Here is a 22,849-nt window from a genome sequence, read left to right on the forward strand (position 1 = left end):
GAAACATGAAAGAATACAGGCTCTTTTTATCATTAGTCTGTGATTTGTTCTGCAAGTTTGGCTATACGCTTCGCCATCCCCCTGAAAATGAACAGGTGGGCGGGGATCATCAACAGCCAGTAGAAGAGGCCAGGCATACCGTGTGGATGCCACCAGGCGCGTACATCAATGCGTCGATGATCGCCTTTATCTTCCAGTGTGAAGCTCAGGCGACCCAATCCCGGCGCTTTCATCCCAAACAGCAGCGTCAGCTGTTTCTCCGGCTCAACGATGATGACTTTCCAGCTATCAACGGTGTCGCCAACTTGCAATAGTGGGTGTTCGGGACGACCTTTTGCCAGCTTATGGCCGACCAGCAGGTCCAACGCCGCGCGCGTCTTCCATAGAATATTGCCAAAGAAATAGCCTTCTTTGCCGCCGAGTCGATTCACTACCTGCCACAGTGCTTTTTTACTGGCGGAGGTTTCAACGCTAAAGCCAGCTTGTTTGGCGAAATAGCCATATTCTGGACGCCAGCGGGCAAACGCCTGTGCGTCGTAACCCCAGTCGCTGGAGTTGACCAGCTTTTCTTCTTCCTTCAACGTACTGCGCACCGCGTCATCAAAGGCAATCAGCTTTTGCGGGATCAGCGCACGTAGTTCGGTGTCATCGGCCAGCAGGTCGTGTTTTAAGCCCTGGGTCAGCGCCTTGGCCGTGGTTGGCGGCACTGACGTAATGACGTTTAAAAACCAGACCGAAATCCAGCGGGTAGGGAAGGGGATGGGGATGAGCAGGCGATGTTTACCGCTGACCGCCATAAAATGCTCGAACTGTTCCTGATAGCTCAACACCTGCGGGCCGGCTGCTTCGAGTACGCGGTGATGTTGCGTGGGATGATCCAACAACGCTACCAGGTAGTACATCAAATTCTCTAGCGCGATGGGTGTGGTACGTGAGCGCACCCAGCGCGGAGGGGTGAGTACCGGCAGGTTGTAGACCATGTCGCGCATCACTTCAAAGGCAGCGGAACCTGCCCCCACGATAATGCCCGCACGCAATTCCGTCATTGGCACGCCTGATTCACGCAGAGTATCTGCGGTTATCTGTCGCGCACGCAGATGATCGGATTGTTCATGCCGGGGAGCCTGTAATGAGCTCAGGAAAATAAGCTGTTTGACCGGTGTATTACGCAGTGCATCGCGGACATTCATCGCCACCTGACGTTCGTGGGCGATAAAATCACCGCCTTCACCCATGCCATGGACCAGGTAATAAACCGTATCAACACCCGCCAGCAGCGGGGGGAGGTTATCTGGCCAATTCAAATCGACTTTATGGCAACTGACGTTGGCCAGTTGCTGCTTTTCCAGTCGTTCAATGCGACGTGCCGCAGCCAACACCTGATGCCCTTGCTGACTGAGCGCCTGTACCAAATGCTGACCAATGTAGCCACTGGCGCCAAGAACCAAAATCCGTTGCGGCACGCCCATCTCCTTATTGGGTTAAAAAAGTGCGCCAGTGGGCGACGACTTCAGCAAGTTGTCCACGTGATACGTCAAGATGCATCACCAGGCGCACAATCGGGGAGGCGTTAATCAGCACACCCTGCGCTTTCATATATTCACCCAGCGCGGCCGCGTGCTCTTCGCCAACGCGAACAAACAGCATGTTGGTGTCGTGGCGCATGACGTCCGCCCCTGCTTCGCGCAGTTGCTCCGCCATCCAGGCGGCGTTGTCATGGTCCTCCTGCAAACGCGCCACGTTATTTTTCAGCGCATACAGTCCGGCCGCCGCCAAAATACCCGCCTGGCGCATTCCGCCGCCGGTCATTTTGCGCCAGCGAATGGCACGCTTGATGTACTCGTGGCTGCCGACCAGCAGCGAGCCTACCGGCGTTCCCAGACCTTTGGAAAGACAAATGGTGAACGAGTCGCAGTATTGCGTGACATCTTTAAGCTCACAGCCATAGGCGACGACGGCGTTAAAAATACGCGCGCCGTCGACGTGCAGGGCAAGATTGCGCTCCCGGGTGAATTCCCAGGCCTCTTTCAGATACTCGCGCGGCAGCACTTTGCCGTTATGCGTGTTTTCCAGACTGAGCAGACGGGTGCGGGCAAAATGGATATCGTCTGCTTTGATTTTTGCTGCCACTTTGTCCAGCGGCAGGGAGCCATCCGGCGCGGCATCGATGGGTTGCGGTTGAATGCTGCCGAGCACCGCTGCGCCACCCGCTTCGTAGAGATAGTTATGCGCGCCCTGACCGGCGATATACTCTTCGCCGCGCTGACAATGGCTGAGCAGTGCAACCAGGTTCGCCTGAGTGCCAGTAGGTAAGAAAATGGCAGCTTCTTTGCCAGAAAGCTCGGCCGCGTATTGCTGGAGGGCATTAACGGTAGGATCATCACCGTAGACGTCGTCCCCGACTGGGGCGGCCATCATCTCTTCGAGCATGGCGCGACTGGGTCGGGTGACAGTATCACTGCGTAAATCAATCACGGGCATTCCTTTTTAAGTGAGGTAATGCCCTCTGTTTTACCTGAGCCAGTTAGTTTTCGCCAGTTCGATCACTTCATCACCGCGTCCGCTGATGATTGCGCGCAGCATATACAGGCTAAAACCTTTGGCTTGTTCGAGTTTGATCTGCGGCGGGATCGCCAGCTCTTCTTTCGCCACCACCACATCGACCAGCACCGGACCGTCAATTGACATCGCCCTTTGCAGCGCCTCATCAACCTCTGAAGATTTCTCCACGCGAATGCCCGTGATGCCACAGGCCTCGGCAATCCGCGCGAAATTCGTGTCGTGCAGTTCGGTGCCGTCAGTCAGATAACCACCAGCTTTCATCTCCATCGCCACAAATCCCAGCACGCTGTTGTTGAAGACAATAATCTTCACCGGTAACTTCATTTGTACCACCGACAGAAAATCGCCCATCAGCATGCTAAAGCCGCCGTCACCGCACATTGCCACAACCTGACGTCCTGGTTCGGTCGCTTGTGCGCCGAGTGCCTGCGGCATGGCATTAGCCATCGACCCGTGGTTAAACGATCCGAGCAGGCGACGTTTGCCGTTCATTTTCAGATAGCGTGCTGCCCACACCGTTGGCGTGCCAACGTCGCAGGTAAAGATGGCATCGTCAGCGGCAAAGTGGCTGATCTGTTGCGCCAGATATTGCGGGTGAATGGCTTTATCGCTGGGTTTGGCTAAATCATCCAGCCCTTTGCGCGCTTCGCGGTAGTGCTCCAGTGCTTTGTCCAGGAACTGCCGCTCGGTTTTCTCTTCCACCAGAGGTAGTAGGGCGCGTAACGTGGATTTAATATCGCCTACCAGCGCCATATCAACTTTACTGTGCGCGCCAATACTCGCCGGATTGATATCAATCTGAATAATTTTGGCGTCGGTGGGGTAAAACGGGCGATAGGGGAACTGGGTACCGAGCAGGATCAGCGTGTCGGCATTCATCATGGTATGGAAGCCGGATGAAAAGCCAATCAGCCCGGTCATACCCACGTCATAGGGGTTATCGTACTCAACATGCTCTTTCCCGCGCAGAGCGTGCACGATCGGGGCTTTGATTTTAGCCGCAAACTCAACCAGCTCTTTATGCGCACCGGCGCAGCCGCTGCCGCACATCAGGGCGATGTTGCTGGAGTAGCGCAGCAGTTGCGCCAGTTTTCTCAGCTCTTCCTCTTCCGGGGTGACTACCGGGAGCGGTGCATGATACCAGTGCGTGGTGGCGCTTTCAGGGGCGGGCTTCAGCGCCACGTCGCCGGGTAATACCACCACGGAGACGCCACGGTTGAGCACCGCTTTACGCATAGCTATAGCCAGCACCTGGGGGATCTGCTCAGGGCTGGAGACCAGCTCGCAATAGTGGCTACATTCACGGAACAACTCCTGCGGGTGGGTCTCCTGAAAATAACCGCTGCCTATCTCACTGGAGGGAATATGCGCGGCAATCGCCAGCACCGGGACATGGTTGCGGTGGCAATCAAACAGGCCGTTAATCAGGTGCAGGTTTCCCGGTCCGCATGAGCCGGCACAGACGGCCAGCTCACCGGTCAGTTGGGCTTCTGCGCCTGCGGCAAAAGCGGCAACCTCTTCATGGCGGGTTGGCATCCAGTCAATCGTGCCCATACGATTCAGACTGTCACTAAGGCCATTGAGCGAGTCTCCCGTCACACCCCAAATACGTTTAACGCCAGCTTGTTCGAGTGTTTTAGCAATAAAAGCGGCAACCGTTTGTTTCATGGTTTTCCTTCTCCTCTAATGTGATACCGGTTACAAGTTTAGATGAAGATAATCGTTATGCTTCTCATTACCCCTTATTTCCGGCAGGTTTCATTTAATCTGTATTAAGCGTAGTTTGTTATTGGACATGGTGAAACAAGGAATAAATTCAAATGGTTATAAAACTATTAAATACAGTTAACCGGGTACTGGCTCACGAAGATTTTGGCAAGTTTTTGTTACGCCTTGCCGTCGGTGGGCTGATGCTGTTTCATGGGCTGCATAAACTGTTTGCTGGTATTGATGGCATCAGCGGTATGTTGATAGCGAAAGGTTTCCCGGGCTTTATTGCGTACGGCGTTCTGCTGGGAGAGGTTGTAGCGCCGTGTCTGATTATTCTAGGCATCCTGACGCGTCCGGCAGCGTTGGGGCTGGCGTTTACGATGGTTGTGGCATGGCTGATGGTCGGGATGGGCGAAACCTGGACACTGGATAAAACCGGTGCATGGGCGATTGAAAGTCTGGTGTATTTCTTCATCGGTGCGCTGGCCGTGGCGTTTTTGGGGGCGGGGCGTTACTCCGTTGCAGGAAATTCTGCCTGGCGATAGTTACCATTTGAGAGTCAATACCGAGGCGGGGGGCGCTAACGGTTTGCCCGCCTCGCCGTTCAATCTGTCGCTAATCTATATGTCATCACTGTTCCATAGTTTGTGCCGACGTCTCAGCGCTCGCTGCGTCAATGCCCTTGCCATCGCGGCGCCTATTTCAGCACTGACAACCAGTCCCTGAATAAACGGACGATCGTGCATCAACCACGGCAGCCCGCCAAAAGCGATGCGATTGCGGGCGTTTTCCGGCGCTTGCAGCGTGTAATCTTCGCCGATGTCCGGGATCTCATCGCCACAGGCCAGCAGTTGATGGCGTAGCGTTGGGAAAGGGATATCTTTGCTCTGCAATGCCCGTTGCCCTCGGGCGTCAATAAACACATCGAATTCGCTGCGTCGACCGTGGTGGTAAATTACCGTCATTTCCTGCTCATTCGTACGCTCATAATCCGCACCAAGTGTGAGGATCTCAATCAGCCCGGCGTCGTGCAGCGCCAGCAGTCGGCGGACTGATTCAGACGGGATTGCCGCATAATTATCGATAAACACGCGCGCCAGTCCTTGCTTAAAGCGCTTTTCATCAGGCGGATCAAGATGTGGGACGATCTCTTCGATTACTTCGTGTAGCCGCAGCAGGGTATAGCGCCACGCGACGGTACGCTGTTCCTGTTTGTTGCGTTCAACTTCAATCAGGTTGCGCTTCGCCCATTCAAAAGGTTCGTGCTCAAGCCTGTCGGCAAAGTAGGCCTCGGGGAATGTATCGGCGTTGAGCGTCTCAAGTGCTATCTCTTGGCTCCATTGCGGGGCTGCATCTTGCAGTTGTTGTACAATAATCCGGAAAATGCGGTCCAGTAATCCTTTTTGCCCATGGACAATGACGTCTTCAATTGCTTCAGGCGTTGCGATATTCAACGATTCATAGGGCAGAGGGCAGTAAAAATCCGCTTCAGGCAGCACACCGCTGCGCGACATTAGGGTCAGCTTCAGGCTTTGGCTGTCGGATTTACAGATAAACTGGAGTGCGTTATCAGCCCCGGTGGTGAAGTCACCGTGTTGGCAGGCCACGGCCATCGCTGCGTCAATCGCGCTGAGCGAGGTGCCGAGAATTCCTACCCGACAAGCGCTAATCTGGACGTCCATCAGACCGGTCCACGGGCTGGGGAAAAACTTCCGTTTCTGTACATCCGTTTCAGGCCACAGATGACCGGTGGCGATAGCGGCGAAGTCCACCTCGACAGGCTGTAAAGCATGATTGATCCACAGAGAGACCCCATTCGGGGTCGCTTGCAGGTCGGTGACTTTGCTTAATTCGTTTATGCTAATCGTGAAGCCTGAGCCTCGCGCTTTCTCGACGATAGCGAATAAACGATCGCGATAATAGTCACCGAGGATCACGCGGGGCAAAAATTGCCGTTCATGCAAAGAATTACGTTCAATCCGAAACTGCGCCAGATAGTCATCACTTTGATTCTGTAGCCACGTCAGATAACTGATATAAATCGGTGGGATCTCTATGCTGGCTATATTTGCCAGCATGAAGTCTGCGTTGTTGTCGCTGTTATAAGGCATGCCAACGCCCGCCTCTTCAGCTTGCTCATAAAGCTCTATTTCCAGCGGTTCACCGCGCTCAACCAGGGCATGAAACGTATAAATCCCGGTGGGACCGACGCCGACAATGGCCACTTTTTTCATGGGGATCCTTGTAGAAAGTTCGACGTGGTAGTCGGGGATTATGCTTAATCTGCGAAGGGTAAGTGTGGTCGATAATTCACGGGGGGAAGGAGGTATTTTGCCGGGGAGAATGAAAATATCAGAATTTTGCGGCGCCTGAGAGCATAAAAAAAGGCCACCCGGTACAGCCAGGCAGCCTTTTGCACATCACCAATTACGCCAGCACTAAATCACCCTGCGGATGGCAGGAACAGGCCAGCACATAACCTTCAGCGATTTCTGCGTCGGTCAACGTCATGGTGCTGCTGACCGTGTAGTTACCGTCAACCACTTTGGTTTTGCAGCAGCCGCAAACGCCTGCACGGCATGCGGCGACAACCGGAACCTTGTTGCTTTCCAGCGCTTCCAGCAGCGTACTACCCACCGGCGCATAGAACTCTTTCGCCGGCTGTAGCTTGGTAAACTTCAGACCACTGGTGGCGGCTTCGGCAACAGGTGTGAAGAACTGCTCTTTAAAGAAGCGCGTCACACCCAGTGCTTTGACTTCTTTCTCGACCAGATCCATATACGGTGCCGGGCCACAGGTCATCACTGTACGCGAGGTCAGATCCGGTACGCTTTTCAGTAGTTCGGTAGTCAGTCGGCCGGAAACAAAACCTTCGGTGGCATTGTTTTCAGCAACTAATGTCACCGGATATTCACGCCACTCGTCGGCAAAAATGACATCTTGCGGCGAGCGAACGTTAAAGATTACCTGTACATCCGCTTGCGGGCGGTACTTTGCCAACCAGCGACGCATTGACATGATTGGCGTAACGCCACAGCCTGCGGCCAGCATCAGGAACTTGTCTTCCGCTTTATCTTCACAGGTGAACTCACCCATGGCATCGGACAGCCAGATATAGTCGCCGCGCTTCACGTCGCGGGTTAGCCACTGTGAACCTGCGCCATCGTCAATCCGGCGGATGGTCAACGTAATGTACTCGCTAACGCCCGGTGTTGAGGAAATGGTGTAAGCACGCAGCGTATCCGCTGAATTACGTACGCTGACCAGTGCATACTGCCCGGCGCGGTAAGGATAATAATCGTGGCACAGCAACGAAATTGTCCATACATCCGGCGTTTCCTGATGGATGTGGTGAACCTGCATCCGCCATGGGCACTGATGAGTTGGCATTGTCATTCTTTACTCCTTACGCGCTCAGCAGTTGCTTCATGTCTTCTTCAACGGTGGTCACGGAACGCAGACCAAATTTCTCGTTAAGAACTGCCAGCAAATCCGGTGTGAAGAAACCAGGCGCAGTCGGGCCAGTGACGATGTTTTTCACGCCCAGAGACAGCAGGGTCAGCAGAATAACAATCGCTTTCTGTTCGAACCAGGAGAGCACCAGAGACAGCGGCAGATCGTTCACGCCACAGCCCAGTTTCTCTGCCAGGGTGACCGCCAGGATAATGGCAGAGTAGGCATCGTTACACTGACCGGCATCGACCAGACGCGGCAGACCTTCGATATCACCGAACTCCAGTTTGTTGAAACGGTATTTACCGCAAGCAAGGGTCAGGATCAGGCAGTCGTCCGGTACGCTGGTGGCGAAGTCGGTGAAGTAGTTACGTTCACCACGTGCGCCGTCACAACCGCCAACCAGGAAGATGTGACGCAGTTTTTCGCGGCTCACCAGGTCGATCAGGGTATCAGCAGCGCCCAGCAGGGTCTGACGACCGAAACCTACGGTGATCAGGTGCGGAATTTCACTGTACGGGAAGCCAGCCATCTGCTGCGCCTGTGCGATAACCGGACCGAAATCGTCACCTTCAAGGTGGCTCACGCCCGGCCAGCCGACGATGCTACGGGTCCAGATACGGTCGTCGTAGGCGCCAACGGTTGGGTCGATGATGCAGTTAGAAGTCATCACGATTGGGCCAGGGAAGCGGGCGAATTCAACCTGCTGGTTCTGCCAGCCGCTGCCGTAGTTACCGATTAGGTGTTTGAACTTACGCAGTTCCGGATAGCCATGTGCTGGCAGCATTTCGCCGTGGGTATAAACGTTAACACCGGTGCCTTCAGTCTGCTCAAGCAGGTTGTACAAATCTTTCAGGTCGTGACCGGAGATCAGGATGCACTTACCTTCGGTTGCTTTTACGTTGACCTGAGTCGGGGTCGGGTGACCGTATTTAGTGGTTTCACCGGCGTCCAGAATGCTCATCACTTTGAAGTTCATCTGGCCGATTTCCATTGAACACTCCAGAAGAGCGTTCATATCGGAAGGCCAGGTACCCAGCCACGCCATGATTTTGTGGTACTGAGCATAGATATCGTTGTCGTACTGACCAAGAACGTGGGCGTGCTCCATGTAAGCTGCCGCACCTTTCAGGCCGTACAGACACAGCAGACGCAGGCCGAGGATATTATCGCCGATGGTCGCTTTGTCTTTATTCGGGGTGAATTCAGCGGCCTGACGTTGCAGGTCTCCCAGATCGTCGCTGACCAGTTGCAGATCGGCCATCGGGTTGGTGACAGCTGCGTTCGCGTCGATGTTCAGGCATTGTGCTTTCAGGGCGTCGCGCATGGCGATAGCTTCACGGGCATAGCCAACAATACGCGGGGAATCGAAGTTTACGTTAGTCAGCGTGGAGAAGAACGCACGCGGCGCAAAGTTATCAACCTCATGGTCGATGATGCCGTATTCACGTGCTTTAACAGCCCATGCAGACAGACCTTGTAGGGAAGCAATCAGCAGATCCTGCAAATCGGAGGTTTCAGCCGTTTTACCGCACATACCCTGCGCGTAAGAGCAGCCGTTTCCTGCCGGAGTACGGATGGTTTGTTCACATTGCACACAAAACATGGTCACACCTTTTAAAGTTATATTTAATATACATGTTTAAGATTATGCCTGTGCGCGTAGGGATAAAAGGGATTTCTGCTACTACTTGCAGGGAGATTGATTTAGCGCAATTTTGGCGGTAGCTGACTACCGCCAGAGAGGTATTTGCCCGGGCGTCAGGCGGAGAAAAACGCCATCAGCAGAGGCACTAACAGACTCAAAATAAAGCCGTGGACGATGGCTGCCGGGACCATTTCCAGGCCGCCGCTGCGTTGTAAAACGGGCAGGGTGAAATCCATTGATGTCGCCCCGCATAATCCCAGCGCGGTAGAGCGGCTGCGGCCCACCATTCCTGGAATCAACATAATGGCGATCAGTTCACGGGCCAGGTCGTTAAAGAAGGCGGCACTACCAATTACGGGTCCGAACGATTCGGTCAACAGAATACCGGACAGGGAATACCAGCCAAAACCTGATGCCATCGCCAGCGCGGTTTTCAGCGGCAGACCGAGGATCAATGCATTGATAACCCCCGCCAGCATCGAACTGGCGACGACGACGACGGCTACGATCATCCCCCGACGGTTCAGCACAATTTGCTTTAAGGTCATACCGCTGTTGCGCAGCTGGATCCCCACCAGGAACAGTAAAAAGATTAACGTATATTCGCTGGCTTCGGTGGCATGCTGCAGAATGGAAAGCCCAGTGAGGCCGAGCAGGAAACCGATGACGACGACGCCGCAAAGCTGGAGCGACTCAAGCGCCATTGCAATTCGCGAGGGGAGCTTTTCTTGCTTGTGGTTGTGTCTCCAGGGCAGCGAACGCTCCAGCCAGAACAGCGCCGCAATATTACACAGTATAATGACCGTCACGCTGACTGCAGAATAATGAAGAATAGCTAACAGGTTGCTGGCGAGATTATCCAGAAACGCCAGGCTAATACCCATAAAAAAGAGAATAAGGTAGACGATCCAGCTCAACAGGCGATTGATAAGTTGTAATGCAGTCCTGTGCCGGAGCGGAATAAGGTAGCCCACAATAAGGGGAACCAGAATGATTAACAGCCCTGAAAACATGAAAACCAGATCCTTGCTGAGAAGTAAGACGAAATGCGCTAGCACACACTACTCAAAGCAAAGAGGGGAGTAAAGTTGCAAATAAAAGGAAATATAGAGAGGATAAAAAAGACCTGACTTGCGCCAGGCCTTTTTTGTTAGCGATTAATCGCGTTTTTCCAGCAGAGTGCGGTAAATAAGGCCGCCGAGTACCCCACCGATAATCGGCATAACCCAGAAGAACCACAATTGTTGCAATGCCCAGCCGCCCTGGAAAATGGCTACTGCGGTACTACGTGCCGGGTTTACGGAGGTGTTGGTGACTGGAATACTGATCAAGTGGATCAGAGTTAACGCCAGACCAATTGCGATAGGTGCAAAACCTGCCGGAGCATGTTTATCGGTCGCGCCGTGGATCACTAATAAGAAGCCTGCGGTCAGAATAATTTCAATGACGACGGCAGAAAGCATGGAATAACCGCCTGGTGAATGTTCACCAAAGCCGTTTGAAGCAAAACCACTGGCCGTTGCATCAAAACCTGCTTTACCGCTGGCAATAAGATACAGCGCCGCTGCTGCAACAATACCGCCTACAACCTGAGCAATAACGTAACCAATAACATCTTTTGCCGGGAAACGACCGCCAGCCCATAAACCGAAGGTTACCGCCGGGTTAAAATGCCCACCTGAAATATGACCCACGGCGAATGCCATGGTTAATACGGTCAGGCCGAATGCCAGCGCGACACCGGCAAATCCAATTCCCAATTCCGGGAATGCGGCTGCCAGCACTGCACTACCGCACCCACCAAAAACGAGCCAAAACGTACCGAAGAATTCAGCTGCTAATTTCCTGAACATAACCACCTCAATTAAAAGTTCCGGGTTCGTATTCCTTGCCCGGTAATTCATCGCTAAAAGGGACGATGATGAAAGAGCGGGTATTTTAGAAAAAAATATCATCCCTTCGCCAGTTAAATTGATGAAAAAATTTGATTTAAGGCAATATGTTGCGATTCCTTTTTGAATCTTGGATGAATGAAGCATAGTCCAACTAGCGAAAGGACGATGATTAAGTTCTGAAATTATATTCAGGAGAAAACATAAGAAGAATATTCTTATTTTTTTTGCTTTTGCGATTCACGCCAGATTGATATCGGGTGTCCTGAGCACCCGCTTGCCGTTATACTCCTGATAACTTGAAGGAAAAAGTTAGCATTTCCGGAGGCTATATGATTCTCGAACGCGTTGAGATTGTTGGATTTCGTGGTATTAACCGTCTGTCGTTGATGCTGGAGCAGAGCAACGTGCTGATTGGGGAGAACGCGTGGGGTAAATCCAGTCTGCTGGATGCCTTAACCCTGCTGCTGTCGCCGGAGCCAGACTTGTATCATTTTGTCCGCGAGGATTTCTGGTTCCCGCCGGGCGATATACAGGGCCGGGAACACCACCTGCACATTATCCTGACGTTTCGTGAATCCCAGCCGGGTCGTCACCGGGTACGTCGCTATCGCCCTCTGGAAGCCAGCTGGACACCGTGCCAGGATGGCTATCACCGCATTTTTTATCGTCTGGAAGGCGAGTGTGCGGATGACGGTAGCGTTCTGACCTTGCGCAGTTTTCTTGACGGCGACGGCCATCCATTACCTCTCGATGACATTAACGATCAGGCGCGGCTTCTTGTGCGCCTGATGCCGGTACTGCGTCTGCGCGACGCGCGGTTTATGCGACGGATCCGCAACGGTACCGTGCCGGATTCGGCGGACGTCGAAGTCACCGCCCGCCAACTGGATTTTCTGGCGCGTGAGCTGGCTACCCGACCGCAAAACCTGACCGACGGGCAGATCCGCCAGGGGTTATCGGCCATGGTGCAGTTGTTGGAGCACTATTTTTCCGAGCAGGGGGCTGGCCAGTCCCGTTACCGTCTGATGCGCCGTCGCTCCAATAACGAACAACGGAGCTGGCGCTATCTGGACATTATTAACCGCATGATTGATAAACCCGGCGGACGTACGCACCGGGTTATTCTGTTGGGCCTGTTTTCGACCCTGTTGCAGGCCAAAGGCACGCTGAGGCTGGATAAAGACGCCCGACCTTTATTGCTGGTGGAAGATCCGGAAACGCGTTTACATCCCATCATGCTGTCGGTGGCCTGGCACTTGTTGAATTTACTGCCTCTGCAGCGAGTGGCGACAACCAACTCCGGTGAGCTGTTGTCCCTTACGCCCGTGGAACATGTTGTTCGTCTGGTTCGTGAATCATCCCGCGTCGCCGCCTGGCGGCTGGGGCCGGGTGGGATCAGTGCAGAAGATGGTCGGCGAATCGCATTTCATATTCGTTTTAATCGTGCGTCATCGTTGTTTGCCCGCTGCTGGTTGCTGGTAGAAGGCGAAACGGAAACCTGGGTTATTAACGAACTGGCCCGTCAGTGCGGACATCACTTTGATGCAGAAGGGATTAAAGTTATTGAATTCGCCCAGTCCGGCCTTAAGCCGCTGGTTAAATTCGCCCGCCGGATGGGTATCGAGTGGCATGTGCTGGTCGATGGTGATGAGGCCGGAAAAAAGTATGCGGCCACGGTACGTAGCTTATTGAATGACGACAGAGAGGAAGAGCGTGAGCATTTGACCATGCTCCCCGCGCTGGATATGGAACACTTTATGTATCGCCAGGGGTTTGCTGACGTCTTTCACCGGGTGGCGCAAATCCCGGAGAACGTGCCCATGAATATGCGCAAAATTATCTCCAAGGCGATACATCGTTCGTCAAAACCGGATTTAGCCATTGAGGTAGCGATGGAAGCCGGGCGGCGCGGCGTTGACGCAGTGCCAACGCTGCTGCGAAAAATGTTTTCCCGCGTGCTGTGGCTGGCACGCGGCAGAGCGGATTAGTGGTGAAACATCGACGACAGCTGCGAATGGATGCTGTCCAGTAGCTGATAGCGGCGGCGGTATTCTGCGCGTTTTTTGCTGGCAATATCCGCCTCGCTTTTTCGCGCCAGCGTGCGCGGAATATGATAGTACCCGTGTCTGTCGCACTCGCCGCCAACCGATTCCCAAAATGCGTTGTAGTCGGAATGAATTACCTTATTTTTATCGTGGTAGCGTTGGCTGCGAAAGATATGCTGTTCATTGCTGACTGCCATAACATTATCGATATTCAATCGTTCTGCTAACCGGCAAATGGCTTCCATTACAATACGTTTTGGGAATATCCCGTGACAGGACTTGGTCGCTTTTTGGATTGCTTCGTGAGGAAGTTGCGCATTGCCCTGCACACCGCCAATAAATAATGTACTTTTGCCATTATATTCGCAGAACGTAAACGTCATTTTAGTCAGCACGTCGCCGTCGCCATTTTGCACCTGAATAGTGCTCTCTCCCTCTTTATCCAGCACCGGGAACATCATCATGGTTACGGTAAATATATCGCCATCTTTGCCTTCAATTTGCGCCAGCTGTAAGCCGTCATTGCTTAATAAGGCGTTAAATTCTGCGGGTAAAAATGCATGGCGGATAGCATTATAATGAAAACGCACCGCGTCTAAACGCATTTTACGGGTGAAGTTTGCGGCAAGGTAAGGACGATGCAAACGCACCGGCAGTCGGGGTTGGTGGGATAGCAGGTTTTCAAGATCCGGCCATTGGGACAGTTCTGTCATCCATTCCTGGGTGAGGCGAGGTATCAAGAGTGAGCGCCAGATAAACTTACGACGAAAGCTCCGCTTATCCCAGCAATGTGCGGGACGTAAATGGCCGCTGCTCAGGCTGTAAAAAAGACCAAAGCTGGTGACGGGTTTGGTGGAAAGAAAAGTGCTTTCAGTTAGTTGACTCATAATATAAATCCGATTGATACCCTGGTACTAATTTCAGCACAGGGGATCTTAACCATTCATCAATAACTCTGTTATTCTTGCGCTTTTCAACGGCGATTTATTTAACGTTGATGTTTAGCACTCCACTCTGGTGGACGTATTGGGGGAATTGGGGCATTTATGAAGCTCAAGGGAAAAATCAAAAAACGCTATTTTCTGTTCGCCATCATCCTTATTGTGGCGGTAATTGCACTTTGGCGAACGCTTAATGCGCCTTTACCTCAGTATCAAACATTAATTGTTCGTCCGGGCGATCTGCAGCAAAGCGTGCTGGCTACCGGTAAACTGGATGCGCTGCGTAAAGTTGACGTCGGGGCGCAGGTCAGCGGGCAGTTAAAAACGCTGTCGGTCGCGATTGGCGATAAAGTAAAAAAAGATCAGTTGCTCGGCGTAATCGATCCTGAACAGGCGCAAAACCAAATCAAAGAGGTTGAAGCGACGCTAATGGAATTGCGCGCCCAGCGTTTACAGGCAGAAGCTGAGTGGAAACTGGCGCGGGTGACGCTTTCCCGTCAGCAACAGCTGGCAAAAACCCAGGCCGTTTCACAGCAGGATCTCGACACGGCGGCCACCGAAATGGCGGTCAAACAGGCGCAAATTGGCACAATTGACGCGCAAATTAAACGTAATCAGGCTTCTCTCGATACGGCAAAAACCAACCTTGATTACACCCGCATTGTCGCGCCAATGGCAGGCGAAGTAACGCAAATTACTACCCTGCAAGGGCAAACCGTTATTGCCGCCCAGCAGGCACCTAATATTCTGACGCTGGCGGATATGAGCACCATGCTGGTAAAAGCGCAGGTTTCTGAGGCTGATGTAATTCACCTGCAACCTGGGCAAAAAGCCTGGTTTACCGTACTGGGCGATCCGCAGACGCGCTACGAAGGCACGCTCAAAGATGTTCTTCCGACGCCAGAGAAAGTGAATGATGCGATTTTCTACTATGCCCGCTTCGAAGTTCCCAATCCGAAAGGGATCCTGCGTCTGGATATGACCGCGCAGGTCCATATCCAGCTCACTGATGTCAAAAATGTTCTGACGATCCCGCTGTCGGCACTGGGCGATCCTATTGGTAACAACCGCTATAACGTCAGGCTACTGCGTAACGGCGAAACCCGCGAACGTGAAGTGGTTATCGGCGCGCGGAATGACACCGATGTGGAGATCGTGAAAGGGCTGGAAGAGGGTGATGAAGTTATTACCGGCGAGGGCAACGCTGGAGCTGCAAAATGACAGCATTGCTTGAACTGAGCCATATCCGCCGCAGCTATCCCTCAGGTGAAGGCCTGGTTGAGGTGTTGAAGGACGTATCCTTGAGCATTCAGGCCGGGGAAATGGTGGCGATTGTCGGGGCGTCGGGTTCGGGTAAATCGACGCTGATGAACATTCTCGGCTGTCTGGACAAACCTACCAGCGGTACGTATCGGGTTGCCGGACGCGATGTCTCCACGCTGGATAGCGATGCGCTGGCACAGCTGCGCCGTGAGCATTTCGGCTTTATCTTCCAGCGCTATCATTTGCTGTCACATTTAACCGCGGCGCAAAATGTCGAGGTGCCTGCGGTCTACGCTGGCACCGAGCGTAAGCAGCGCCTGGCGCGTGCGCAGGAATTACTCCAGCGGCTGGGTCTGGGCGACAGGGTTGACTATCAACCTTCTCAACTTTCCGGTGGTCAGCAGCAGCGGGTAAGTATTGCGCGTGCGCTGATGAACGGGGGACAGGTTATTCTTGCCGACGAACCCACTGGCGCGCTGGATAGCCATTCCGGCGAAGAAGTAATGGCAATTTTGCATCAGCTGCGCGATCGCGGACACACGGTAATTATCGTCACGCACGACCCGCAGGTTGCCGCACAGGCCGAGCGGGTCATTGAAATTCGTGACGGCGAGATTGTGCGCAATCCGCCGCCACAGAAACCTTCTGGCGGACGCGATATCGCGGAGCCAACGGTGAAAACGGCATCCGGCTGGAGTCAGTTTGTCAGCGGTTTTCGTGAAGCGCTTACCATGGCCTGGCTGGCAATGGCCGCAAATAAGATGCGAACGCTACTCACCATGCTTGGGATCATCATCGGTATTGCTTCGGTGGTGTCGATCGTGGTGGTAGGCGATGCGGCTAAACAACTGGTACTGGCAGATATTCGCGCTATTGGTACTAACACCATTGATATCTATCCTGGCAAAGATTTCGGCGACGACGATCCGCAATATCAACAGGCATTGAAGTATGACGATTTGACGGCGCTACAGAAGCAGCCCTGGGTCAGTTCGGTAACGCCTGCCGTATCGAAGAACCTGCGGTTACGCTATGGCAATATCGACGTTGCTGCCAGTGCTAACGGCGTGAGCGGCGACTATTTCAACGTCTATGGCATGACATTTAGCGAAGGGACCACCTTTAACGCCGAGCAACTGGCGGGGCGCGCTCAGGTGGTGGTGCTTGACAGTAATACCCGGCGCCAGTTGTTCCCCAATAAAGCGAAAGTTGTCGGCGAAGTCGTGCTGGTGGGAAATATGCCGGCCACGGTAATTGGCGTTGCAGAAGAGAAACAGTCGATGTTCGGCAGTAGCAAGATCCTGCGGGTCTGGCTGCCCTACAGCACCATGTCCGGACGAATTATGGGGCAGTCGTGGCTGAACTCGATCACCGTGCGAGTAAAGGATGGTTTTGACAGTGCCCAGGCCGAACAGCAACTGACCCGACTGTTGACGTTGCGCCACGGTAAGAAGGATTTCTTCACCTGGAATATGGACGGTGTCTTGAAAACCGCTGAAAAGACCACACGTACATTACAACTCTTCCTGACGCTGGTGGCGGTGATTTCGCTGGTGGTTGGTGGGATTGGCGTGATGAATATTATGCTGGTTTCGGTAACCGAACGAACGCGTGAGATTGGCATTCGTATGGCGGTTGGCGCGCGTGCCAGTGATGTGCTGCAACAGTTCTTAATTGAAGCGGTGTTAGTGTGTCTGGTTGGTGGCGCGTTGGGCATTAGCCTGTCGATGCTGATCGCCTTTACACTTCAGCTATTCCTGCCGGGCTGGGAAATTGGATTCTCACCCGTCGCGCTGTTGACGGCGTTCCTGTGTTCGACTGCAACTGGGGTGTTGTTTGGCTGGCTACCGGCGCGGAATGCGGCACGTCTGGATCCAGTAGATGCTCTGGCGCGGGAATAATGCCACAGAGATAAAAATGCCAGCCGCAAAGGCTGGCATTTTGACTGCAGGATGTACACAATGAGACAGAAGAGCTATGCGACAGCTTCTGCTTCAATGACAGGCACGATGACACTGGCATGATTGCCTTTTGGCCCCTGGTGGACATCAAACTGGACAGACTGTCCGGCTTTTAGCGTTCTGTAACCATCCATCTGAATGGTGGAATAATGGGCGAAAATATCTTCGCCGCCGCCTTCGGGGCAAATGAAACCAAACCCTTTGGCGTTGTTGAACCACTTAACAGTACCCGTTTCCATACTTCGACATCCTTCGTAAATCTTATATAAGTAAGATGGAATGAACCGGTGGCGGAGTGGGGGCTGTTCAAAACCTCGCCAACTCTCGAAACTACAATTTAGAGAAATCAGGCGGGGCGTCAAGCGCCAGGCAGACAGAATAGGGTAAAAATGCATCAAAATTTGAAGCAGTTAACGCTATTGTCGGTTATGTGACAGATGTCGCGGATGGCACTAATAGATGATAGTTATCTAATACTTGAGGTAGATTGATTGTGCGCATAGGCTGCTTGTCAGCGGCAAGATTTTCTGCCGGAAACCGTAACTGAAGATGACGACTGACAATGGGTAAGACGAACGACTGGCTGGATTTCGATCTGCTGGCGGAAGACAAATTGCGCGACGCGCTAAAACCGCCATCTATGTATAAAGTGATATTAGTCAATGATGATTACACTCCGATGGAGTTTGTTATTGACGTGTTACAAAAATTCTTTTCTTATGATGTAGAACGTGCAACGCAACTGATGCTTGCAGTTCACTATCAAGGCAAAGCGATTTGCGGCGTGTTTACTGCCGAAGTGGCTGAAACCAAAGTAGCGATGGTGAACAAATATGCGAGGGAGAACGAGCATCCGTTGCTGTGTACGCTGGAAAAAGCCTGAATGCAGGCATAAACATTGGGGGAGGTGCCTATGCTCAATCAAGAACTGGAACTCAGTTTAAACATGGCTTTCGCCAGAGCGCGCGAGCACCGACATGAGTTTATGACCGTCGAGCACTTGTTACTGGCGTTGCTCAGTAACCCGTCGGCCCGCGAAGCGCTGGAAGCGTGTTCTGTGGATCTGGTGGCGCTCCGTCAGGAACTCGAAGCCTTCATTGAACAGACCACACCTGTATTGCCTGCCAGTGAGGAAGAGCGCGACACGCAGCCGACGTTGAGTTTTCAGCGTGTACTGCAACGTGCGGTCTTTCATGTTCAGTCCTCCGGACGCAATGAAGTTACCGGCGCAAATGTGCTGGTTGCTATCTTCAGCGAGCAGGAATCTCAGGCGGCTTATCTGCTGCGTAAGCATGAAGTAAGTCGTCTTGATGTGGTGAATTTTATCTCTCATGGCACGCGTAAAGATGAACCCAGCCAGTCTTCTGACTCTGGGAATCAGCCAAATAACGAAGAGCAAGCTGGCGGGGAGGACCGTATGGAGAACTTCACGACTAACCTTAACCAGCTTGCCCGAGTGGGCGGAATTGATCCGCTCATTGGCCGGGACAAAGAGCTGGAGCGCGCCATTCAGGTACTGTGCCGTCGCAGAAAAAACAACCCGCTGCTGGTGGGAGAGTCTGGTGTCGGTAAAACCGCCATTGCCGAAGGCCTCGCCTGGCGTATCGTCCAGGGTGATGTGCCTGAAATCATGGCTGATTGCACCCTTTACTCCCTGGATATCGGCTCGCTGTTGGCTGGCACCAAATATCGCGGTGATTTTGAGAAACGCTTTAAGGCGCTGCTGAAACAGCTGGAACAGGATACTAACAGCATTCTGTTTATCGATGAGATCCACACCATTATCGGTGCGGGTGCGGCATCGGGCGGCCAGGTGGATGCGGCTAACCTGATCAAGCCGCTGCTCTCCAGTGGTAAGATCCGTGTGATTGGCTCCACAACCTATCAGGAATTCAGCAATATCTTTGAAAAAGATCGTGCGTTAGCGCGCCGTTTCCAGAAAATCGATGTCACTGAGCCATCGGTAGAAGAGACCGTGCAGATAATCAATGGTCTGAAGCCGAAATACGAAGCGCACCATGACGTCCGCTATACCGCCAAAGCTGTGCGTGCAGCGGTCGAACTGGCGGTGAAATACATTAACGATCGTCATCTGCCGGATAAAGCGATTGACGTGATTGATGAAGCGGGCGCACGTGCGCGTCTGATGCCGGTCAGCAAGCGCAAGAAAACCGTCAACGTGGCGGATATTGAGTCCGTAGTGGCCCGCATTGCGCGGATCCCGGAGAAGAGCGTATCGCAGAGCGATCGCGACACGCTGAAAAACTTGGGCAACCGTCTGAAAATGCTGGTATTCGGACAGGATAAAGCCATTGAGGCGCTGACTGAAGCGATCAAAATGAGCCGTGCCGGTCTGGGACATGAGCATAAGCCGGTCGGTTCGTTCCTGTTTGCCGGACCAACTGGTGTCGGTAAGACCGAAGTCACGGTGCAGCTCTCCAAAGCCCTCGGCATTGAACTGCTGCGTTTTGATATGTCCGAGTATATGGAACGCCACACGGTCAGCCGTCTGATTGGTGCGCCTCCAGGATATGTCGGTTTTGACCAGGGCGGTTTGCTGACTGATGCTGTTATTAAGCATCCGCATGCGGTACTGCTGCTGGATGAAATCGAAAAAGCGCACCCGGATGTCTTTAACCTGTTGCTGCAGGTGATGGATAACGGCACGCTGACCGACAATAACGGGCGTAAAGCGGATTTTCGCAACGTGGTGCTGGTCATGACCACCAACGCTGGTGTACGTGAAACTGAGCGTAAATCGATTGGGTTGATTCATCAGGACAACAGTACTGATGCGATGGGCGAAATCAAAAAAGTGTTTACGCCGGAATTCCGTAACCGTCTCGACAACATTATCTGGTTCGATCATCTCTCTACCGAGGTGATTCATCAGGTTGTTGATAAGTTTATCGTCGAGCTTCAGGTTCAGCTGGATCAGAAAGGTGTCTCTCTTGAAGTGAGTCAGGAAGCACGTGACTGGCTGGCAGAGAAAGGCTATGACCGCGCAATGGGCGCACGTCCAATGACGCGTGTTGTCCAGGATAACCTGAAAAAACCATTGGCTAACGAACTGCTGTTCGGTTCGCTGGTGGATGGCGGTCAGGTGACCGTTGCGCTGGATAAAGAGAAAAATGAGCTGACCTATGGCTTCCAGAGTGCGCAAAAGCACAAGCCAGAAGCGGCACATTAATCTTTAATCACCTAATGAGCCGGGCGTAATGCCCGGTTTTTTTTCGCCTGAAAGTAAAGATTTGAATTGGGGAGATTCGGAGAGTTTAAACGGCAGGCAAAAAATAAGCCTGCGTAAGGGAGATTACGCAGGCTAAGGAGGTGGTTCCTGGTACAGCTAGCATTTATGGGTTATGTTTTTCAGCGGAGTGGATAATACCCTTAATGAACGAAACGGTATGTGATCGATTTCTAAGAATCTTCCGAACGCTGAAAAATAACCGTAATTAACTACTTAGCATGCGGGTTTCGTGTGGACTCGCTGGCAAAATTACGCATCAATAATGCATAATTCAGATCGATATCCTCTGGTACAGGCATCCACACGGTGTAACCATCGCCCGGCGCAACTGGCATGGCTTCGCCTTTCGCGTTTTCCATCTGCTCGAGAGTAAAGTTGATATTGCCTTGTGGGGTCATCAGCTCCAGGCTGTCGCCGACGGTGAATTTGTTTTTTACCAGCACGGCCGCCAGTTCACCTTTACGTTCGCCGGTGAATTCGCCGACAAACTGCTGACGCTCGGAAACAGAGAAGCCGTATTCGTAGTTTTGATAGTCGTCATGTGTATGGCGGCGCAGGAACCCTTCGGTGTAACCACGATGCGCCAGGCCTTCCAGCGTTTCCAGCAGTTGCGGGTCGAACGGTTTACCGGCTGCGGCATCATCAATGGCTTTACGATAGACCTGCGCGGTACGTGCACAGTAATAGTACGACTTGGTGCGGCCTTCGATCTTCAGGGAATGCACGCCCATCTGCGTCAGGCGCTCAACGTGGGCAATGGCACGCAAATCCTTCGAGTTCATGATGTAAGTGCCGTGTTCGTCTTCGAATGCGGTCATGTACTCACCCGGGCGCTGGGCTTCCTCAATCATAAAGACTTTGTCTGTTGGTGCGCCAATACCCAGCGTGGGTTCGACGTTTTGTACCGGGATAGGCTCGTACTTATGCACGATATTGCCCACTACATCTTCTTTCCCTTCCTGCACGTTGTATTCCCAGCGGCAGGCATTGGTACAGGTACCCTGGTTTGGGTCACGCTTGTTGATGTAGCCAGAGAGCAGGCAACGGCCGGAGTAAGCCATGCACAGCGCGCCGTGAACGAAGATCTCAAGCTCCATATCCGGCACCTGGGTGCGGATCTCTTCAATCTCTTCCAGCGACAGCTCACGGGAGAGGATCACGCGGGTCAGCCCCATCTGCTTCCAGAATTTCACCGTCGCCCAGTTTACGGCGTTAGCCTGTACCGAAAGGTGAATGTCCATGTCAGGGAAGTTTTCGCGCACCAGCATAATCAGACCAGGGTCTGACATGATCAGTGCATCCGGCCTCATTTCCACCACCGGTTTCAGATCACGAATGAAAGTCTTCAGCTTGGCATTATGTGGGGCAATGTTAACCACCACATAGAATTTTTTACCCAGTTCATGGGCTTCATTAATACCGAGCTGCAGGTTTTCGTGGTTGAATTCGTTGTTGCGTACGCGCAGTGAGTAACGCGGTTGGCCCGCATACACAGCGTCTGCGCCATAGGCGAAAGCGTAACGCATGTTTTTCAGCGTTCCCGCCGGGGAAAGGAGTTCCGGTTTAAACATAATTTTCTCGTTCTGATGACAGGTCAGACTCGCCTCACTCAATGAGGCGGTTAGGGGAGTGCCCCCATATTAAGGGCGGGCATTGTAGCGCTGCAGGGAAGGCAGGTAAAGAAAAACGCCGGGCGACAGCGTTGCGTTACCCGGCTGAGCGAGTAATTATCAGGTCTTATCTTTTATCGTCTGACTGACACCATTGGTCTTAACCGAAGTAATACCGGTCTCGCGTGACTGTTCATTCGCATACAGTTGACTGCTACCAATAATCTGGTGGTTTGCAGCTTTCAGGTTGAAATGTAATTTTCCATTAGCCGCTGTTTTTTTCTCATAACGCTCATCCAGAGGGCTGTTAGCCTGGACAGATGCGATCCCTTTTTCCGCAGCGCTTTTGGTAGTGTAAAGCTCACTGGTAAGGATTATTTCCCCGTTCCCAGCTTTAAGAACAAAGCGGTACTGATCATCGCTACTCTTACTTAATTCAAACCAACCAGCCATATGAACTCCTTGATTAAAAGTTTTAGATCAAACAGTTATTGACGACAGTGTTGTCAGA

18 protein-coding genes are annotated in these 22,849 nt (G+C 52.7%); 6 read left to right on the top strand and 12 right to left on the bottom strand.

Going from position 1 to position 22,849, the window contains the following annotated elements; translation table 11 throughout:
* Nucleotides 1–32 precede the first annotated feature (32 nt).
* The 3 genes from OGV85_RS15245 to poxB are packed head-to-tail and all read right to left on the bottom strand — an operon-like array spanning nt 33 to nt 4,230.
* Complete coding sequence (locus OGV85_RS15245; RefSeq protein ID WP_061547722.1) at nt 33–1,463, bottom strand: SDR family oxidoreductase; 1,431 nt, start codon at nt 1,461–1,463, stop codon at nt 33–35.
* Nucleotides 1,464–1,473: 10 nt separating this feature from the next.
* On the bottom strand, nt 1,474–2,475 hold the full coding sequence (gene ltaE / locus OGV85_RS15250; protein WP_061547685.1) for a low-specificity L-threonine aldolase: 1,002 nt from the start codon (nt 2,473–2,475) through the stop codon (nt 1,474–1,476).
* A gap of 36 nt (nt 2,476–2,511) precedes the next feature.
* On the bottom strand, nt 2,512–4,230 hold the full coding sequence (gene poxB / locus OGV85_RS15255) for a ubiquinone-dependent pyruvate dehydrogenase (protein WP_003027264.1): 1,719 nt from the start codon (nt 4,228–4,230) through the stop codon (nt 2,512–2,514).
* A gap of 152 nt (nt 4,231–4,382) precedes the next feature.
* Here poxB and OGV85_RS15260 point away from each other — a divergent pair, with 152 nt between their 5' ends.
* Nucleotides 4,383–4,817 (top strand): DoxX family protein, encoded by a 435-nt coding sequence (locus OGV85_RS15260; protein WP_032949620.1) that lies wholly within the window; start codon nt 4,383–4,385, stop codon nt 4,815–4,817.
* A gap of 75 nt (nt 4,818–4,892) precedes the next feature.
* Here the strand turns inward: OGV85_RS15260 and OGV85_RS15265 are convergent, their stop codons facing one another.
* The 5 genes from OGV85_RS15265 to aqpZ all read right to left on the bottom strand — a co-directional run bounded on the left by OGV85_RS15265 (nt 4,893) and on the right by aqpZ (nt 11,226).
* Nucleotides 4,893–6,506 carry an FAD-NAD(P)-binding protein gene (locus tag OGV85_RS15265; protein ID WP_181522765.1) on the bottom strand — a complete coding sequence of 538 codons (1,614 nt, stop codon included), beginning with the start codon at nt 6,504–6,506 and terminating at the stop codon, nt 4,893–4,895.
* A 193-nt stretch (nt 6,507–6,699) separates the two neighbouring features.
* Complete coding sequence (hcr, locus tag OGV85_RS15270; protein WP_003027256.1) at nt 6,700–7,668, bottom strand: NADH oxidoreductase; 969 nt, start codon at nt 7,666–7,668, stop codon at nt 6,700–6,702.
* 10 nt (nt 7,669–7,678) lie between these two features.
* On the bottom strand, nt 7,679–9,331 hold the full coding sequence (hcp, locus tag OGV85_RS15275) for a hydroxylamine reductase (RefSeq protein ID WP_003840204.1): 1,653 nt from the start codon (nt 9,329–9,331) through the stop codon (nt 7,679–7,681).
* Between the two features lie 155 nt (nt 9,332–9,486).
* Entirely contained in the window at nt 9,487–10,386 is a 900-nt protein-coding gene (locus OGV85_RS15280) for a LysO family transporter (protein WP_003027250.1), read from the bottom strand.
* Nucleotides 10,387–10,530: 144 nt separating this feature from the next.
* The gene (gene aqpZ, locus OGV85_RS15285) at nt 10,531–11,226 is read right to left on the bottom strand and encodes an aquaporin Z (RefSeq protein ID WP_003840208.1); all 696 of its coding nucleotides are present in this window, start codon (nt 11,224–11,226) and stop codon (nt 10,531–10,533) included.
* A gap of 371 nt (nt 11,227–11,597) precedes the next feature.
* Here aqpZ and OGV85_RS15290 point away from each other — a divergent pair, with 371 nt between their 5' ends.
* Nucleotides 11,598–13,256 (top strand): ATP-dependent endonuclease, encoded by a 1,659-nt coding sequence (locus tag OGV85_RS15290; protein ID WP_061547688.1) that lies wholly within the window; start codon nt 11,598–11,600, stop codon nt 13,254–13,256.
* Here the strand turns inward: OGV85_RS15290 and OGV85_RS15295 are convergent.
* Entirely contained in the window at nt 13,253–14,200 is a 948-nt protein-coding gene (locus OGV85_RS15295; RefSeq protein ID WP_061547689.1) for a VirK/YbjX family protein, read from the bottom strand. The genes OGV85_RS15290 and OGV85_RS15295 overlap by 4 nt on opposite strands.
* A gap of 159 nt (nt 14,201–14,359) precedes the next feature.
* Between OGV85_RS15295 and macA the strand changes: the two genes are divergently transcribed.
* Nucleotides 14,360–15,475, top strand: a complete 1,116-nt coding sequence (gene macA, locus OGV85_RS15300; protein WP_003036818.1) for a macrolide transporter subunit MacA — start codon at nt 14,360–14,362, stop codon at nt 15,473–15,475.
* Nucleotides 15,472–17,418: a macrolide ABC transporter ATP-binding protein/permease MacB gene (macB, locus tag OGV85_RS15305; RefSeq protein ID WP_003036815.1), complete on the top strand. Its 1,947-nt coding sequence runs from the start codon at nt 15,472–15,474 to the stop codon at nt 17,416–17,418. Before macA ends, macB begins: the two co-directional genes overlap by 4 nt.
* Before the next feature lie 74 nt (nt 17,419–17,492).
* On the opposite strand, the gene cspD is transcribed toward macB, so the two are convergent.
* Entirely contained in the window at nt 17,493–17,717 is a 225-nt protein-coding gene (gene cspD / locus OGV85_RS15310; RefSeq protein ID WP_003036813.1) for a cold shock-like protein CspD, read from the bottom strand.
* Between the two features lie 323 nt (nt 17,718–18,040).
* Here cspD and clpS point away from each other — a divergent pair, with 323 nt between their 5' ends.
* Nucleotides 18,041–18,361: an ATP-dependent Clp protease adapter ClpS gene (clpS, locus tag OGV85_RS15315; protein ID WP_003036810.1), complete on the top strand. Its 321-nt coding sequence runs from the start codon at nt 18,041–18,043 to the stop codon at nt 18,359–18,361.
* 30 nt (nt 18,362–18,391) lie between these two features.
* Nucleotides 18,392–20,668 (top strand): ATP-dependent Clp protease ATP-binding subunit ClpA, encoded by a 2,277-nt coding sequence (gene clpA / locus OGV85_RS15320; RefSeq protein WP_003036804.1) that lies wholly within the window; start codon nt 18,392–18,394, stop codon nt 20,666–20,668.
* A gap of 269 nt (nt 20,669–20,937) precedes the next feature.
* Here the strand turns inward: clpA and trhP are convergent, their stop codons facing one another.
* Nucleotides 20,938–22,299: a prephenate-dependent tRNA uridine(34) hydroxylase TrhP gene (gene trhP / locus OGV85_RS15325; protein WP_003036803.1), complete on the bottom strand. Its 1,362-nt coding sequence runs from the start codon at nt 22,297–22,299 to the stop codon at nt 20,938–20,940.
* Nucleotides 22,300–22,458: 159 nt separating this feature from the next.
* Nucleotides 22,459–22,791, bottom strand: coding sequence for a YegP family protein (locus OGV85_RS15330; RefSeq protein WP_003036800.1), 333 nt, complete (start codon nt 22,789–22,791; stop codon nt 22,459–22,461).
* Nucleotides 22,792–22,849 lie beyond the last annotated feature (58 nt).

Source organism: Citrobacter sp. Cf132, from assembly GCF_030333885.1.
GTDB classification, from domain to species: Bacteria; Pseudomonadota; Gammaproteobacteria; order Enterobacterales; family Enterobacteriaceae; genus Citrobacter; species Citrobacter freundii.

What these genes read in the sequence shown, in the direction of transcription:
- OGV85_RS15295 (WP_061547689.1), bottom strand. Translation starts at nt 14,200, where the DNA reads ATGAGTCAACTAACTGAAAGCACTTTTCTTTCCACCAAACCCGTCACC.
- macB (WP_003036815.1), top strand. Translation starts at nt 15,472, where the DNA reads ATGACAGCATTGCTTGAACTGAGCCATATCCGCCGCAGCTATCCCTCA.
- clpS (WP_003036810.1), top strand. Translation starts at nt 18,041, where the DNA reads ATGGGTAAGACGAACGACTGGCTGGATTTCGATCTGCTGGCGGAAGAC.
- cspD (WP_003036813.1), bottom strand. Translation starts at nt 17,717, where the DNA reads ATGGAAACGGGTACTGTTAAGTGGTTCAACAACGCCAAAGGGTTTGGT.
- OGV85_RS15280 (WP_003027250.1), bottom strand. Translation starts at nt 10,386, where the DNA reads ATGTTTTCAGGGCTGTTAATCATTCTGGTTCCCCTTATTGTGGGCTAC.
- OGV85_RS15260 (WP_032949620.1), top strand. Translation starts at nt 4,383, where the DNA reads ATGGTTATAAAACTATTAAATACAGTTAACCGGGTACTGGCTCACGAA.
- OGV85_RS15265 (WP_181522765.1), bottom strand. Translation starts at nt 6,506, where the DNA reads ATGAAAAAAGTGGCCATTGTCGGCGTCGGTCCCACCGGGATTTATACG.
- OGV85_RS15290 (WP_061547688.1), top strand. Translation starts at nt 11,598, where the DNA reads ATGATTCTCGAACGCGTTGAGATTGTTGGATTTCGTGGTATTAACCGT.
- poxB (WP_003027264.1), bottom strand. Translation starts at nt 4,230, where the DNA reads ATGAAACAAACGGTTGCCGCTTTTATTGCTAAAACACTCGAACAAGCT.
- clpA (WP_003036804.1), top strand. Translation starts at nt 18,392, where the DNA reads ATGCTCAATCAAGAACTGGAACTCAGTTTAAACATGGCTTTCGCCAGA.
- hcp (WP_003840204.1), bottom strand. Translation starts at nt 9,331, where the DNA reads ATGTTTTGTGTGCAATGTGAACAAACCATCCGTACTCCGGCAGGAAAC.
- macA (WP_003036818.1), top strand. Translation starts at nt 14,360, where the DNA reads ATGAAGCTCAAGGGAAAAATCAAAAAACGCTATTTTCTGTTCGCCATC.
- trhP (WP_003036803.1), bottom strand. Translation starts at nt 22,299, where the DNA reads ATGTTTAAACCGGAACTCCTTTCCCCGGCGGGAACGCTGAAAAACATG.
- hcr (WP_003027256.1), bottom strand. Translation starts at nt 7,668, where the DNA reads ATGACAATGCCAACTCATCAGTGCCCATGGCGGATGCAGGTTCACCAC.
- OGV85_RS15330 (WP_003036800.1), bottom strand. Translation starts at nt 22,791, where the DNA reads ATGGCTGGTTGGTTTGAATTAAGTAAGAGTAGCGATGATCAGTACCGC.
- aqpZ (WP_003840208.1), bottom strand. Translation starts at nt 11,226, where the DNA reads ATGTTCAGGAAATTAGCAGCTGAATTCTTCGGTACGTTTTGGCTCGTT.